The sequence below is a fragment of the Bacillus sp. RSS_NA_20 genome (genome assembly GCF_020165915.1).
In the GTDB taxonomy this organism is placed as follows: domain Bacteria; phylum Bacillota; class Bacilli; order Bacillales; family Bacillaceae; genus Bacillus; species Bacillus altitudinis.
The window spans coordinates 1074602-1090521 of the sequence record NZ_JAIUKW010000005.1; the positions used below are offsets into that span (position 1 = coordinate 1074602).

17 protein-coding genes are annotated in these 15920 nt (G+C 40.8%); 3 read left to right on the plus strand and 14 right to left on the minus strand.

Annotation, left to right across the window (positions count from 1 at the left end):
* Positions 1–12: 12 nt before the first annotated feature.
* The 4 genes from LCD32_RS11095 to LCD32_RS11110 form a co-directional block, all read right to left on the minus strand.
* Positions 13–441: a Fur family transcriptional regulator gene (locus tag LCD32_RS11095; protein ID WP_003217433.1), complete on the minus strand. Its 429-nt coding sequence runs from the start codon at positions 439–441 to the stop codon at positions 13–15.
* A complete protein-coding gene (locus LCD32_RS11100; RefSeq protein WP_007501274.1) occupies positions 419–1279 on the minus strand; it encodes a metal ABC transporter permease in 861 nt (286 codons plus the stop codon). Before LCD32_RS11100 ends, LCD32_RS11095 begins: the two co-directional genes overlap by 23 nt.
* The gene (locus LCD32_RS11105) at positions 1279–2055 is read right to left on the minus strand and encodes a metal ABC transporter ATP-binding protein (RefSeq protein WP_008342368.1); all 777 of its coding nucleotides are present in this window, start codon (positions 2053–2055) and stop codon (positions 1279–1281) included. Before LCD32_RS11105 ends, LCD32_RS11100 begins: the two co-directional genes overlap by 1 nt.
* A 136-nt stretch (positions 2056–2191) precedes the next feature.
* Positions 2192–3073 carry a YitT family protein gene (locus LCD32_RS11110; protein ID WP_017367617.1) on the minus strand — a complete coding sequence of 294 codons (882 nt, stop codon included), beginning with the start codon at positions 3071–3073 and terminating at the stop codon, positions 2192–2194.
* A 140-nt stretch (positions 3074–3213) separates the two neighbouring features.
* On the opposite strand from LCD32_RS11110, the gene LCD32_RS11115 reads away from it, so the two are divergent.
* Positions 3214–3468 carry a DUF2624 domain-containing protein gene (locus LCD32_RS11115; RefSeq protein WP_008342377.1) on the plus strand — a complete coding sequence of 85 codons (255 nt, stop codon included), beginning with the start codon at positions 3214–3216 and terminating at the stop codon, positions 3466–3468.
* Positions 3469–3517: 49 nt separating this feature from the next.
* Here LCD32_RS11115 and LCD32_RS11120 read toward each other — a convergent pair whose 3' ends face one another.
* Positions 3518–4411, minus strand: coding sequence for a deoxyribonuclease IV (locus LCD32_RS11120; RefSeq protein WP_017358005.1), 894 nt, complete (start codon positions 4409–4411; stop codon positions 3518–3520).
* 9 nt (positions 4412–4420) lie between these two features.
* Complete coding sequence (locus LCD32_RS11125; protein ID WP_024718822.1) at positions 4421–5740, minus strand: DEAD/DEAH box helicase; 1320 nt, start codon at positions 5738–5740, stop codon at positions 4421–4423.
* Between the two features lie 155 nt (positions 5741–5895).
* On the opposite strand from LCD32_RS11125, the gene vrrA reads away from it, so the two are divergent.
* Both vrrA and LCD32_RS11135 read left to right on the plus strand, forming a co-directional pair.
* Positions 5896–6618 carry a VrrA/YqfQ family protein gene (gene vrrA / locus LCD32_RS11130; protein ID WP_035702754.1) on the plus strand — a complete coding sequence of 241 codons (723 nt, stop codon included), beginning with the start codon at positions 5896–5898 and terminating at the stop codon, positions 6616–6618.
* Positions 6619–6774: 156 nt separating this feature from the next.
* Entirely contained in the window at positions 6775–7719 is a 945-nt protein-coding gene (locus LCD32_RS11135) for a 4-hydroxy-3-methylbut-2-enyl diphosphate reductase (protein WP_035702752.1), read from the plus strand.
* A 36-nt stretch (positions 7720–7755) separates the two neighbouring features.
* On the opposite strand, the gene LCD32_RS11140 is transcribed toward LCD32_RS11135, so the two are convergent.
* From LCD32_RS11140 to LCD32_RS11175, 8 genes are all read right to left on the minus strand, one after another.
* Positions 7756–8877 carry a Nif3-like dinuclear metal center hexameric protein gene (locus tag LCD32_RS11140; protein ID WP_035702746.1) on the minus strand — a complete coding sequence of 374 codons (1122 nt, stop codon included), beginning with the start codon at positions 8875–8877 and terminating at the stop codon, positions 7756–7758.
* On the minus strand, positions 8870–9586 hold the full coding sequence (locus LCD32_RS11145) for a tRNA (adenine(22)-N(1))-methyltransferase (protein WP_035702742.1): 717 nt from the start codon (positions 9584–9586) through the stop codon (positions 8870–8872). The genes LCD32_RS11140 and LCD32_RS11145 overlap by 8 nt, the downstream gene beginning before the upstream one ends.
* A 120-nt stretch (positions 9587–9706) precedes the next feature.
* On the minus strand, positions 9707–10066 hold the full coding sequence (cccA, locus tag LCD32_RS11150; protein ID WP_008342390.1) for a cytochrome c550: 360 nt from the start codon (positions 10064–10066) through the stop codon (positions 9707–9709).
* Positions 10067–10367: 301 nt separating this feature from the next.
* Entirely contained in the window at positions 10368–11489 is a 1122-nt protein-coding gene (gene rpoD / locus LCD32_RS11155) for an RNA polymerase sigma factor RpoD (RefSeq protein WP_008342392.1), read from the minus strand.
* A 203-nt stretch (positions 11490–11692) separates the two neighbouring features.
* Positions 11693–13522 carry a DNA primase gene (gene dnaG / locus LCD32_RS11160; RefSeq protein WP_008342393.1) on the minus strand — a complete coding sequence of 610 codons (1830 nt, stop codon included), beginning with the start codon at positions 13520–13522 and terminating at the stop codon, positions 11693–11695.
* Positions 13523–13555: 33 nt separating this feature from the next.
* Entirely contained in the window at positions 13556–14056 is a 501-nt protein-coding gene (locus LCD32_RS11165) for a YaiI/YqxD family protein (protein ID WP_035702740.1), read from the minus strand.
* A 261-nt stretch (positions 14057–14317) separates the two neighbouring features.
* Positions 14318–15139, minus strand: a complete 822-nt coding sequence (locus LCD32_RS11170) for a pyruvate, water dikinase regulatory protein (protein ID WP_008342399.1) — start codon at positions 15137–15139, stop codon at positions 14318–14320.
* A gap of 25 nt (positions 15140–15164) precedes the next feature.
* Complete coding sequence (locus LCD32_RS11175) at positions 15165–15803, minus strand: helix-turn-helix transcriptional regulator (protein ID WP_024423017.1); 639 nt, start codon at positions 15801–15803, stop codon at positions 15165–15167.
* Positions 15804–15920: the final 117 nt, after the last annotated feature.

The following is a 15920-nucleotide window of genomic DNA, read 5'->3' on the forward strand; positions in this document are numbered from 1 at the left end:
GGCTGGCTTCTTTCATGAATGAACTTCCTTCGGTTCGCAAGAAGGACACGTTCCGTAAATTTCAAATTTATGTCCGCTAATGTGATAATCCTCTAGATCAGCATCAAGCTTGTCCATAGGGCAAGCGTCGATTTCCTTTGTTTTACCGCATGTCAAACAAATAAAGTGGTGATGATGATGGGAAAACGAACATTTAAAACGAAACAGTTTCTCCCCTGATAATTCCGTTGTCTCTAATATCCCAAGATCTTCATATAAAGACAGGTTTCGATAAATCGTATCAAAACTAAGCCCTGGGTAATCTTCACTTAATGCTGTTAATACATTTTTAGCGGTCAAGTATTTATCAGAATCAGAAAACAATTGAAGCATATCTTCACGTTTGCTTGTATATTTATAGCCTTTTTCCTTTAATAAATCAAGCGCTTCTTGTACGTTCATGATGATTCCCCCTTCTGAATTTCCCAATACTAATACACCCGATTAAAATCAAAATAGACAGCATCACAATGGTTCCACCCGGCGCTAAATCAAGATAATAACTTAAAATCAAGCCGACCATAACAGACAATTCCCCAAATAAGATGGAAAGGAAAATCGCCTGTTTAAACCCTTTGGCAATCCGAATACTTGCCGCAACAGGCAGTGTCATGAGTGCGGACACTAGGAGTGTACCAACAATACGCATCGATGCTGCGATGACAAGTGCAACAACTAAAATAAAAATAAAATGAATCCACTTAGCTGAAATACCAGAAGCCTTCGCATGTTCTTCATCAAAAGAAAGCAAAAACAATTCTTTATACAAGAGCACAACCACTAATACAACGACAAGTGAGATCCCAACAATAATCCAAAGATCGAGCCTTGAAACCGCACTGACACTTCCGAACAAATAGCTGAACAAATCTGTATTAAAACCATTTGCAAGTGAAATGAAAATAACAGAGATCCCAATACCACCCGATAAAATAATGGGAATTGCCAGCTCCTGATAATGTTTATACACAGAGCGCAGACGTTCAATAAACAACGAGCCAGCCACAGAAAAAGCCATTCCTAAGTAAAGCGGGCTAACCCCTGTCAAAAGTCCAAACTTTTTATCAAGGAATAAACTTGCCGCTATCCCAGCAAGTGATACGTGACTAAGCGCATCTGCGATGAGAGAGAGCCTTCTCACGACAATAAATACACCAAGTAAGGGCGCAATAAAGCCGATCAGCATACCTGCGATAAACGCATTTTGTAAAAATTCATAATGAAAAAATGGAAATAGCATTATTCATGTCCCCCATGATGGTGATGATCGTGATGAATCACTTGAATGTCATGCCCGTAAAACTGAGAAAGCGCCTGATCATCCATCGAATCAAACGTTTCCGCATCTCCATGAAAATGAAGTGTCTGATTTAAACAAGCCACATGCGTGACTTTGTCAGAAACGGTTCCTACATCATGTGTAACGAGAATTAAAGACATTCCTTTTTCTTTGTTCAATGTTTCTAACAGCTGATAAAAGCCTTCTACTGTTCTTTGGTCTACACCCACAGTCGGCTCATCTAAAATAAGCAGCTTCGGCTGACTGACGAGTGCACGGGCAATAAATGTACGCTGCTGCTGCCCGCCTGAAAGCTCACCAATGTTTTGGTGTTTTAAGTCCTGTATGCCAACTGAGCGGATGGCCTCATCTACTTGAAGCTTATCCTGCTTACTCATGCGTTTGAATAAACCAATCTTCGCCGTTAAACCACTTGCCACGACCTCGTATACAGAAGCAGGAAAACCTGTATTAAAGCTATTCGCCTTTTGAGAAACAAATCCAATTTGATCCCAGTCTTTAAATTTTTGAGCAGGTGTGCCAAAGAGCTTCAATTCTCCCTGCTGTGGTTTAATCAAGCCAAGCAGGCATTTTAATAAGGTTGTTTTACCAGATCCATTCGGTCCAACAAGTGCTAGAAAGTTTCCTTCCTCTACTGTTAAATGAATGTGATCGATGACATTTCGCTGTCCATATGAATACGAAATGTCCTTCATTTCAATAATTGGCTTTGCCATAAATCTTTCCACCTTTAATCCAATATAAAAAGAATGATTACGATTTATACAACAAAAAGAAAATGGCTTTTGCCATTTTCTTTGTCCATACATACATTTCATTATATAAAAGAAAGATAAAAAAGTAAAATAAAAGCTAATGAATGGCTGTTTTGAATTTACCGCCTTTTGTTTCATGCGTATCCATAATCGTAATAAAGGCTTGACCATCAATTTCAAACACAATAGATTTCAGCTTCGTAATTTCAAGTCTTGTCACGACGGCGTAAATGACATCTTTTTCTTCATCGGTATAACCGCCTTTTCCTCTAAGCTTGGTCGTTCCCCTGCCGAGACGATGAAGAATCGCATCTGAAATTTCATCATAATAATCCGAAACGATAATGACAGCTTTTGTTTCATCTAGTCCTTGAATGACAGCATCAATTGTTTTCATTGCCAAATAATATGTCATGACAGAATACATAGCTTGCTCCGGTCCGAAGACAAAGCCCGCCCAAATAAAAATGAACACATTGACGATCATGACAAACTCACCGACGGAGAAAGGAATTTTTTTCGTCAGAAGAATTCCTAAGATTTCCGTTCCGTCCATTGAGCCTCCATTCCGTATCACAAGCCCAACGCCAAACCCGAGTAACAGCCCCCCAAATACAGTAGCTAAAATCGGCTGCGTCGTAAATGCCTCTACATGATGAAGTGAAGATTCAATCACGGCCAAGCTGACAATCCCAATCACAGTGGAAACCAAAAAGGTTTTCCCAATATGTTTGTATCCTGATATCATAAATGGAATATTTAAAATGACAACAATCGTCGCGAAATTAATGAATGGGTTATCCGTAAAAAGATAATCCAAAATAAGCGAAATACCGATGATGCCTCCATCAATAATATTGTTTGGCACTAAAAATAATTCAATGCTGACTGCTGCACATGCAGCTCCTACTAGAATCAGAAAAATTCTCAAAATAAAATGAGGCACTGATTCCTTTTTATGCTGTTTACTATTTGCCATACGTTCTCCCTTCTACACATGTTTAGTTTTCAATGAACATTTTATTCACTTTACTATTTTATCATTTCACAGAGTAAAATAAAATTTTTTGCACATTTTCCGTTTTCGCCCATACATTGATACAGAGGGGAGGAATGGAATTGATTTTAATTCAAAAAATTGTGTTACAGCGTCTGAATCAGATCACAGCAAATGACTTGTTAAGGTATGCGAAACAGTACGGGGTCAGTTTAACATCCAATCAGGCTGCTGAGGTCGCCAAACTCATGAATGGGAAAAACGTCAATATTTTTAATGATGCAGAGCGCAACCGGCTGCTTAAGCAAGTGGAAGCGATTACGTCTAAACAGACAGCACAGACCGTCAATGATCTGTTTAATCAATTCACAAATTAGGCAAAAAAGGGCCGCATTTAGCGGCACCTCATCACATTGCATGCACTTTTTATTGACCCGTAATCTTATCTAGTAAACCTTCATCAAATTGCTTTTCTTTCAGCATCGCAATTTCGAATTTGTAAGGTGGTTTCTTGTTCTTTTTATCTTCACCTACATAAGGCGTTTCTAGAATCTTCGGCACATCTTGAAGCTGTGGATGATGAACGATATAGCTCAGGGCATCAAAACCAATTTCTCCAAAACCGATATTTTCATGTCGGTCTTTTCTTGCGCCTTGTACATTTTTACTATCATTAATATGAAGAACTTTGATTCGGTCGATCCCGACAATTCGATCAAATTCTTCTAATACTCCATCAAAATCACTCACAATGGGATAACCTGCATCGTGCGTGTGACACGTATCAAAGCAAACAGAAAGTGCTTCGTTATGTGTCACACCGTCAATAATTTGGGCAAGCTCTTCAAAGCTTCTTCCGCACTCTGATCCTTTTCCCGCCATTGTTTCCAGCGCAATTTGAACCTCCTGCCCCTTCACAATGACTTCATTGAGACCTTCAATGATTTTTTGAATTCCAGCATCTGCACCTGCTCCGACATGCGCACCTGGATGAAGAACAATTTGTCTTGCACCTAGCGCTTCTGTACGCTCTATCTCAGAGCGAAGGAAGTCCACTCCAAGCTCAAATGTCGCTGGATTCACTGTGTTCCCAATATTGATAATATACGGTGCATGAACGACGATATCTGTCATACCATGCTCTTTCATATGCGCTTGTCCAGCTTCAATATTGAGATCTTCAATTTTTTTACGGCGCGTATTTTGCGGTGCACCTGTATAAATCATAAAAGTATTTGAACCATAAGAGGCAGCTTCCTCACTCGCTGCAAGAAGCATATGTTTTCCGCTCATGGATACATGTGATCCAATCTTCAACAATGTGTCCCCCTACTTTCCGTTACGCTTTGACTTTCTACGTTCTTGTCTTTTGATCTTATCCATCTCACGTGTCATTTTCTTTTTATATCCAGGTTTGACGGCTTTCGGTTTTCTGACAAGGCGTTTTGCTTTTTCTTCAATTTCATTTGGTGCTTTTTTACGTCTTTGACGCTTCAAACGATCATCTGCATCTCGCCATTCGCCATGAACAATTGTTTTGTTTTCAAACACAACACCCATTTTTTCAATTTGAACGAGTGCATCCTCATCAGCGAGATCATAAATGGTCATTGCAATGCCAGATGAACCAGCGCGAGCCGTTCTTCCCACACGGTGAACATAAAAATCAAGATCGGATGGGAGCTCATAGTTAATCACGTGGCTGACGCCCTTAATATCAATCCCGCGGGCAGCAAGATCAGATGCCACAATATATGTGAACTCCAAATCTTCAATTTGTTTCATCACTTTTTTACGTTCACGAGGCGTTAAACCGCCATGAAGCACCCCAATTTTCATTCCTTTTTCCTGTAGGAATGAGGCAATTTCATCAACAGTTGATTTTGTATTGGCAAAGATGATCCCTAAATAAGGCTGTACATTCGTCACCATTTCATGAAGTAATTTTAATTTATCACGTTGTTTAGATGGAACTAAAATATGCTGAATGTTTTCAGCCGTAATTCGTTTCGGTTCAACATGTGCATATTTCGGATTATCCATATATTTTTTGAGGAAAGGTTTTAATTTTTCTGGAATAGTTGCTGAGAACACGAGCATTTGCAACTGTTCTGGCATTTGTGAACCAATACGATCCACATCTTCTAAAAAGCCCATATCTAGCATAAGGTCTGCTTCATCAATGACAAGAGATGTTGCTTTGTACACATTCAGCGCTTGCTCATGAATAAGATCAGCAATACGTCCAGGAGTGCCGACCACTAAGTGCGGCTGATTCTTTAGCTTTTGAATGGATTTCTGCTTGTCCGTTCCGCCAATGTAAAGCTTTGCCTTGATTTCTTCTTCTGGAGGCGTATTTTTTAAGATCGTTTGTGCTTCTTTAAAAATTTGATTCGCTAATTCTCGTGTTGGTGCAGTAATGACCACTTGTACTTGCTCTTTGCTTGGATCAATTGAATGAATAAGCGGCAATAAATACGCATGGGTTTTCCCTGTCCCTGTTTGTGACTGTCCAATCACGCTTTCACCTTTTAAAACAGCAGGGATAATTCTTTTTTGAATATCAGTCGGCTCATAAAAGCCCAGTTCATGAATAGCATCTATAATAAAAGACTTTAATTCATATGTCGTAAATTTCGTTTCTTTCATGTTTTCACTCCTTAAGGCAATGCCTTTTTGCTCATCTCCTCATTATAGCTGATTTTCAGCAAAAAAACCATGTCCGCTTTTCTCACAGGAAACCAAATGATACTTCCCTGCATAACCTATGAAGAGAAAGAGAATGCAGTAAGGGAGGTACAAGTATGTTAGGGCAAAGGCCTATGGGCGATTTTCAGCCGCATCGTCCCTCACGCCGGCACCTTGGAAATGGCGGTCAGCCCGGGATTTTTCAACGGAGACAGCAGGCTCCGATCGAACAGCCTTTTCAAGGGCAAGGCAACCAATTTCAACAAATGATGCCTCGCTCTCCGTCTGTACAAGGCGGCGGTCTACGCGGGATGGGTAGCATTCCTGGAGGCGAAAGCCGAGCACTAGGCGGCGGCGCCGGAATTAAGGGCATGCTGGCAAAATTTCTTCCTGGAGCTGGAGGAGCAGGGATCTCTGGAGCTGGAGGTGGTGCGGGATTACAAGGAATCCAGAGCTTCGCAAACCCTGCGAACCTTTCAAGCATGTTAGGAAATGTTCAAAAAGTACTCGGAATGGCGCAGCAATTCACGCCTATGATTCAGCAATACGGTCCTTTAGTCAGAAATTTGCCTGCCATGATTAAACTCTATAGCCAGCTTGGCAGTGCGGATGATGATGAAACAAATACGAATGATGCAGACGAAGAACCAAAAGAAATCACTGCAGAAACAGACGTTCCGCACGAACAAGCAGCACCGGTTGATGATGAAATAGAAGAAGGAAAAGAAGAAGAACCAGAGGACATCCTTGTCAAAAAAACCACTGTACACACATCAGCTGCTCCTGAAGCAAAACCGAAAAAAAGATCGGGCAGTTCCATTCCGAAACTATATGTCTAGTGATCTTTTAAAGGCGAAGTGTTTCCCATGTATAACAATCTTTGATATATGCGCTTACTTTGGCTATAATGAAGGAAGAGAATGATCAAAAGCCGTTTTTCACGGCTTTTTATATTGTTCTTCTCTAGCAGCACTTCCCTACAGGAGGACGAATAAATGAATGTAATTAAAATTTCGCCGCGTGGCTATTGCTATGGCGTTGTAGATGCAATGGTCATTGCTAAAAATGCCGCACTTGATAAAAACTTGCCACGCCCAATTTATATATTAGGTATGATTGTGCACAACAAACATGTCACAGATGCCTTCGAAGAAGATGGAATTTACACACTGGACGGACCAAACCGTCTAGATATTTTAAAACAGGTTGAAAGTGGAACAGTGATTTTCACCGCTCACGGCGTATCTCCTGAAGTCCGTCAAATTGCAGAAGAAAAAGGCCTTGTCGCCATTGATGCGACCTGTCCAGATGTCACGAAAACACATGAACTCATTTCAGAAAAAACAGCTGATGGATATGACATTATTTATATCGGGAAAAAGGGGCACCCTGAGCCAGAAGGAGCCGTCGGTGTTGCACCTGACAAAGTGCACCTTGTCGAAACAGAAGCTGATATTAAAGCGCTCGATCTAACGTCAGATAAACTACTCATCACCAATCAGACGACAATGTCTCAGTGGGATGTTCATGATCTGATGGAGCTCATTAAAGAAAGATATCCTCACGTCGAGTACCATCAAGAAATCTGCCTTGCGACACAGGTACGTCAGGAAGCTGTGTCACAGCAAGCAGGCCAAGCCGATCTGACCATTGTGGTCGGCGATCCAAAAAGCAATAACTCAAATCGTCTGGCGCAAGTGTCAATGGAGATTGCAGGAACGCAGGCTTACCGAATTGGTGATCTCAGTGAACTAAAGCTTGAATGGCTCCAAGGGGTTAAAACAGTTGCCGTTACTGCAGGTGCTTCCACACCAACACCTATTACAAAAGAAGTCATTCGTTTCTTAGAAAACTACGAACCTGATGATGAATCAACATGGAAAATTGAACGGACGGTTCCTCTTTCTAAGATATTACCTCGCGTGAAAACAAAGAAATAAAAAAACGTCAGAGCTGCTATGCTCTGACGTTTTTGTTTACACAAATTGAAACGGGTTTGTGTTTGATTCTGATACAAAGAATTGCACATCATATTTTTTATCTGTACATAGCGATTCTAGCTTTGTCTTTACGCCCTCTTTCATGATCTTTTCTGCGTAATGACCCGGGTCCACTACATTCAGTCCGAGCATCATGGCATCGTGAGCGACATGGAAATAAAGGTCGCCAGTCACGTACACATCTGCACCCATTCTTTTCGCTTGATGGATATATTTATTTCCGTCTCCTCCAAGCACAGCTACTTTTTTCACGACCGCTTCCTGATTTCCTACAAAACGCGCTCCATTCACATCTAACTTCGTTTTCACAAATTGAGTGAAGTCTTTAAGTGTCATAGGTTCTTTTAATTCACCAATACGCCCAAGGCCTTTTTGAATAGGAGGAAGATCTGTCGTGTGTACACTGTAAGCCACTTCTTCATAAGGGTGTGCTTTGATCATTTCACGAATCACTTGTTTTTCAATACTTGCTGGGAAAATGGTTTCGATTCGTACTTCTTTCACAAATTCCAATTTACCCGTCTCACCAATAAATGGCACAGCTTCTTCTGATGGCAGAAAACTGCCTGTCCCTTCATTTGAAAAAGCGCAATGACTGTAGTTGCCAATATGGCCAGCTCCCGCATTTCCTAAAGCCGTCCTGATGGCCTCTTCAAATTCCACTGGGACATACAAAGCTAGCTGCTTAATTGGATCTTCGTATGTTGGAACTAGCACTTTTGTTTCCCCGAGCTCTAAAGCATCTGCAAGCAAGTCATTGACTCCTCCATCAGCCACATCCAGGTTTGTATGTGCTACATACACCGCAATATCATGTTTGATGCATTTCTCAATGATCCGTCCTGCCGGCTGATCTGTCGCCACATGTTTTAATGGACGGAAAATTGGCGGATGGTGGGCAATAATGAGATCCACCTTCCGCTCAATTGCCTCATCTACCACATTTTCTAATACATCTAAGGTGATCATGACATTGGTCACTTTTTTATTTAGCGTTCCAATCTGGAGCCCAATTTTATCACCTTCCACCGCATATGCCTTTGGTGAAAATTGCTCAAATAATTGGATGATTTCATGCCCGTTCACTGTTTTAGCCAACAGTCAAAACCTCCTTTAGCATTTTTATTTTCGCATTCAGCTCTTTCAGACGTTCTTTGTTCTCTTCCGTCGGCGCTGCTTGTTGAATCTGGCCTTCTATATGCTCCATGTGCTGAAGCTCGTTCATCCATTTGCGCCGGAAGACATCTTTTTGCTCTTTGGCAAGAAACGGACCAACGAGCATGCCTGTTTCAATCGACATGCCTTCATAAGCTTTATCTTTGTCTCCTGTTTCGGCAATGATGATTTCGTATATTTTGCCATCCTCTTCTAAAATCACTTCATCCATCAGTTCATACCCCTCTTGATAGAGCCATAAACGAATATGGTGAGCATGAATATTAGGCTGAAGAATAAGCCGCTCCTGCCCTGTGAGCTTGTGTTTACCTTCATTTAGAATGCTTGCAATAAGTGCTCCGCCCATCCCTGCAATCGTGACAGCATTTACCTCGCCTTTTTCAATCACTTCAAGGCCATTTCCTTTTCTGACTGAAATTTGCTCATCTAATTCAAGCCTATGTACTTGCTGCTTCGCAGATTGAAGCGGTCCATCAGTAATTTCACCAGCAATGGCTTTCAATGCTTTATGATGTAATATCGCATAACATGGCAAATAGGCATGATCTGAGCCGATATCAGCAAAGACCGCCTCTTTTGGTAAAAAGTCTGCGACTCTTTTTAATCGTTTTGACAAATTCATTTCATTCATCCATATCACTACTTTTCTTTAATGTTCATACTTGTCTATCTTATATAAATTATGGACTTTTTAAAAGTCGTTTTCAAATGAAAAAAGCTCTTCTGATGAAAAAGAGCTTTTTGCGCTTTATTATTTAATTTTGGATACCCATTCTGACATTTCATCGAGCTTTTCATTCGGAATTAGCCCGCCCGGCATCCCATTTCCGCCTTCTTGAATTTTCTTCTTGATGTCTGCTACTTCAAGCTTGTCGCCAACACCTTTTAATGCAGGACCTGCGCCACCTTCGTAGTTTTCCCCATGACAGCTAATACAGTTCTGCTTATACAATTCTTCCGGCGTTGCATTTGCGGTCTCTTCTTGCTTTTGCTCTTTGCCCCCAGAGGCAATTTTGTCTTCATCTTTCAGCCCCTTCATTGATAAGAAAAAAGTGAGTCCAATACCTAAAATGGCAATCAATAAGAATGGTATAAGTGGATTCCGTTTCATTTCTTTCATCCTCCCCTTTGTGAAAAACCCCTTTGAGACTATGCAAACAATTCTAATTCTACTTTAATTTTACAAAAAGTAAACGAATTATGATACAAAACTTTGGTCAAGTTCACAGATTAGACAAAAATGATTCAAAATGAGAAAAGAAGCCTTCAGCACATTTAGATGTATTTTTTATACATCTTTTCTCTAAGAACGTTGCAAATTCATTTGTTATTCAGTAAAATATAATCAGATCAAAAAAGCGTTTTCATTTTGATGAAGAAAGAACGGATCTCTCTCAAGATCCGTCCGGTTTCTATTCTAAGAAGTCTTTTAATCGTTTACTTCTGCTTGGGTGTCTTAATTTACGAAGAGCTTTCGCTTCAATTTGGCGAATACGCTCTCTTGTTACGCCAAACACCTTTCCTACCTCTTCTAATGTGCGTGTTCTTCCGTCATCTAGTCCGAAACGCAGTCTCAGCACATTTTCTTCACGGTCCGTTAGCGTATCTAATACATCTTCAAGCTGCTCTTTTAAGAGCTCATAGGCAGCATGGTCTGATGGAGAAGTCGCCTCTTGGTCTTCGATAAAATCACCAAGATGCGAGTCATCTTCCTCACCAATAGGTGTTTCTAAAGATACTGGCTCTTGCGCAATTTTAAGAATTTCTCTTACTTTCTCTGGTGTTAAATCCATGTCTTCCGCAATTTCTTCTGGCGTTGGTTCTCTACCTAGATCTTGTAGAAGCTGTCTTTGAACACGGATTAATTTATTAATGGTTTCCACCATATGAACCGGGATCCGGATTGTTCTCGCCTGATCGGCAATCGCACGTGTGATCGCCTGTCTAATCCACCATGTCGCATATGTTGAGAATTTGTATCCTTTGCGGTAATCAAACTTCTCAACCGCCTTCATGAGCCCCATGTTTCCTTCTTGAATCAAGTCAAGGAACAGCATACCACGACCAACATAACGTTTCGCAATGCTGACAACGAGACGAAGGTTCGCTTCCGCTAATCTTCTTTTTGATTCCTCATCGCCTTCTTCAATCTTTTGAGCATACGTAATCTCTTCTTTAGCAGATAGCAAATTGACGCGCCCGATCTCTTTTAAGTACATACGAACAGGATCATTAATTTTGACACCTGGTGGTACGCTTAAATCATTCAGGTCAAATTCCTCTTCTGCCTTAGCCAGCTGCTGAACATTTGGGTCTTCAGTCTCTTCATTTTCACTGATGAGTTCTACACCCTGTTCGCCTAAGTATTCATAGTATTCATCCATCTGGTCTGATTCAATTTCAAAGCTAGACATACGCTCTGCAATTTCTTCGTATGTTAAAACGCCCCGTTTTTTACCCGTTTCAGTGAGCTTATCTCTCACCTGTTCAAAGGTTAATTCAGTTTCAGTTTCGTGGGCTTGTTTATCAGCCATTATGGATCCCTCCTTCCAAAGCTTGCAACGAATTCTAAAGTAACTTGCGATTTGCTTCTGCTCTGCCTTTCTCTCTCTATCAAACAGAATGAGCAAATAGGAATAAAATAAATAATGATGAAGGCAAGATGCTTGCGGTCTTATGCTCCTCCCATTAAAGGATTCATTGCCAGCCGTAAGTCTTGTCATAAATAGTAGACGTATTACTTCAGCGAACGGTTCAACTGAATAATTTCTTTTGCAAGTGTTGCCGCTTTGAAGAAATCTTTTTGCCTCTCCGCCTCTGCACGTTCTAGTTCTTTTTCCTTTATCATTGACAAATTCCGATGATTCAACACTTTTTTTACATAATCACTTAATTCAGCTTCACTTAGTTCGTCTCCAACTTGAATCATGAATATATCCGTCAGGAGCTGATTGATCACATCATCTTCTATACGGTTCATCAGATGCTGCGGGGTCGGCTCCTTGCCTTCTTCATACAATGCATAAATGTATGTTGCCAGCGCTCTGTGCGAATCTATATTAAATTCAAACCCTATCCTATCAAGCACTTTTCGGATCACGTCATCATTTTTCAACATATGTGCAAGGAGCATTCGCTCTGCGTTTTCATATGCCGGCCTTAGACGTTTTCGTCTTACCTGTGTTGACAGATGTGCACGCCGCTTTTCAAGCCCATTTTCTTCTTGCGAGCTCTTGGCCTCTTGGCGCTGCTGCTTTTCAAAAAGCTCCAATTGCTCCTTTAATGAGTCAAGTGAAATGGAGAACTCCCCGGCCAGCTGCTTCATGTAAATCTCTTGTTCCAAGGAACCGTTTAATCGGCTGATTTCTCGGAGAACCTGCTTCATGTAAGTCAGGCGGTCTCCTTCGTCAGACAAATTCTTTCCTCTTCGGAAAAAATTCATCTTAAATGTCATTAATGTCACACTTGCATCTATGATGTCATTCCTAAATTTCTCGCCGCCATATTTACGAATGTAATCATCTGGATCAAGTCCATCTGGTATCATGGCAACGCGAACTTTACATCCTCTTTTTCCAAGCAAATCTGATGCTTTCATGGTCGCTTCATACCCGGCCGTGTCAGAGTCATAACATAAAATGATCTCTTCTACGTTCCGCCTAAGAAGCTTTACGTGCTCTTCTGTTAAAGACGTACCCATTGTTGCAACACTTTCGCCAACACCACTTGTGACAGCCGAGATGACGTCAGCAAATCCTTCGAAAAGGACTGCACGTTCGCGTTTTCTAATATGCATACGAGCGTCATGAAAGTGATAAAGCAGCTTACTTTTATGAAAAAGTGGCGTTTCAGGACTATTCATATACTTTGGCTGCTGATCACCAAGTGATCTTCCAGAAAAAGCGACAACCGTCCCGTGATGATCATGAATCGGAAACATGACACGATCTCTAAAGCGGTCAAAAAAACCTGTGCCGTTTTCTCGTTGAATCAAAAGACCAGCCTTCTCCATCATCGCAGGATCAAACCCTCGTTTTTCTAAAAACTTGGTCACGAAATCCCACGAGTCGAGAGCATATCCGATCTCAAACTTGGCAATTGTTTCATCCGTAAAGCCCCTGGACCTTAAATAATCGAGTGCGTTTTGACCTTCCTTTGTATTTACCAGCAAATGGTGGTAAAATTTCTTAAGAAGCTCATGCGCCTCAATCATTTTATGATCTGCTGTATCCTCTTGCTGTGAGGAACTGATCTGCGCATTCGCTACATGATCCGGCAAATCAATATGGTACTTATCAGCAACATGTGAAACGGCTTCAATAAATGAGTAGCCTTCCATTTGTCTGAGGAACGAAAATACATTACCTCCTGCACCACAGCCAAAACAATGGAAGATTTGCTTATCTGCTGAAACAGAGAATGAAGGAGTATTTTCACCATGGAATGGACAAAGACCGAAGTAATTCCGACCTTGTTTTCTAAGCTGTACGTATTCTCCAATCACTTCGACAATGTCTGCGTTTTTTTGGATTTGCTCCAAAAGTTCATCTGGTATACGTTTGCTCATCCTAATAACACTCCGTCGTACATTATTCGCCTTTTAATTCAAAAATCCTTCATGATTCGACAGGATTTTTTGTAGTTGGGCAATAAATCGCTTTTTATCCTCTTCTAAAAGCTTTTTGGGACCTTTTCCGTATACACCTTTTCTTCGCTGTTTACTGGAAACATGCCTGCGTTCCAAATCAAAATCAATTGTTTCGTTTGTGTACATTCGTCCTCTTTCAGACAGAACAATGACTTGTCTTGGAAGCAGTAAGGAGGCCAGACCAATATCCTGGGTGACGACAACATCGTGCTTGACAGCTAAGTTCGCAATGACTAAATCTGCTGCTTCCTTATGTGTATCAACAAACCGCCAATCTTCAAGTGGTGATCGTTTGGTTTGAAAATGCTCATATGAAGCAATGAAAGTCACAGGTACTTGAAATTGAGATGCGACAGAAAGGATTTCGTCTTTTACAGGACAAGCATCTGCATCGACATAAATCGTCCTTTCTTTTTTACGTTCATTCAGGTGACTAATTCTCCATCCCTCCACCTTATTCCTGCTTTAGAGAAGCAAAAAGACCATACTTTTCCCCCATAAAGCGATCAACAGTAAAACTCATTTTGTCGAAAAGTTATGTTCAGAATCACTTGACTTCTGCCAATATTAGTTTATTCGTTCTTGACTTAACTTAAACCTAAAATCAATCATTTTATCACAATTTTTTATTATAATACAAATGCAGCAAATATGCTATTGTTTTTGTTTACCCGTTTCCCACCATAGGAAAAACCCAGGAGGAGCATCCTGAGTTTATTCGGAACCTCTTTTGGTCAGCATTTGATGAATGACATTTGCTGTCTCCTCAACTGCTTTATTCGATACATCAACAACTTGACAGTTAATTCGGTCAACCACTTTTTCAAAATATTCTAGTTCCTCTTTAATCCGCTCGATATTCGCATAAATGGCACGGTCATTTAAACCGAGTGATTTTAAACGTTCTTTACGGATATGATTTAGTTTGTCTGGACTAATTTTCAGGCCGATGCATTTTTTTGGATCAACTGAGAATAACTCCTCTGGCGGATCAACTTCAGGAACAATCGGAACGTTTGCTACCTTCAAGCGTTTATGTGCTAAGTATTGAGAAAGTGGTGTCTTAGACGTACGTGATACACCAATCAGCACAATATCAGCCTTTAGAATACCTCTTGGGTCCCGGCCATCATCATATTTCACAGCGAACTCAATGGCTTCTACCTTTTTAAAATAGTCCTCATCTAATTGACGTACACGACCTGGCTCATGTTTCGCTTCATTTCCATATGCCGTCTCCATTTTATCAATAAGTGGACCGATAATGTCATAGTACACGACGCCATTGGCTTCTGCTTCTTCTATTAAGAATTGGCGCATTTCTGGCACAACAAGAGTAAAGCAGACGATCCCATTATCTGCTTTCGCCAGTGAAATGACTTCTTTAATCGTACCAACATCCTCTACATATGGGATTCTTCTAATATTTGAATGGTCGGATGAGCCGCCATCAAATTGGCTAAGTGCCGCTTTGACCACGAGCTCTGCCGTTTCTCCTACTGAATCTGATACAACAAAAATTACGCGATTACTCATAACATCCCCTCGCAGTCTTCTGTAATTAGATAATTTCGTTCTCTGATAAGCTAACAAGTATTTTCGTCATGTTTGTTTTCGTAATTCTGCCGACCACTTCAAAGCCTTTATCCGTATCTTTTATAACAGGAAGTGCATCTATTTGCTTTTCAATCAAGTGCTTGGCCACATCCATAATAAAATCTTCTTTGCGGCAAACGGTAATGTTCGGCATTCTTGTCATAATAATATGGACAGGTATAGATGGAAGCTCTTGTTTCCCAATACTTGCTCGAAGGAGGTCTTTTCTTGATAACACGCCTGTTAAAATAGAGTGATCGTCCACAACGAATAATGTGCCCACATCCTCTAAAAACATCGTACAAATCGCATCATAAACCGAAACATTCTCGTGTATCACGACCGGAATGGACTGAAAATCTTTCACTTGAAGTTTTTTCAGCTTATCTGCCAGAAGCTGCGTGCCTGTTTTGCCTGTAAAAAAGTAGCCGACCCTTGGCCTTGCTTCTAAAAAGCCAGACATCGTTAAAATGGCTAAATCCGGTCTGAGGGTAGCCCTTGTTAAGTTCAGCCGATCGGCGATATGCTCTCCAGTGATCGGACCATTCTCTTTGACAATCTGTAAAATCTGCTCTTGCCGTTTATTTAACTCGATTGTACTCACCACCTTTAAATAGAGAGAGCGAATCCTTACTTTATGTATATCAATTTCATAACTCATCATATTATAGCGCATCTTCGTCCGAATGAAACAAAAATCCACTCAAAAACCGTGAATTAA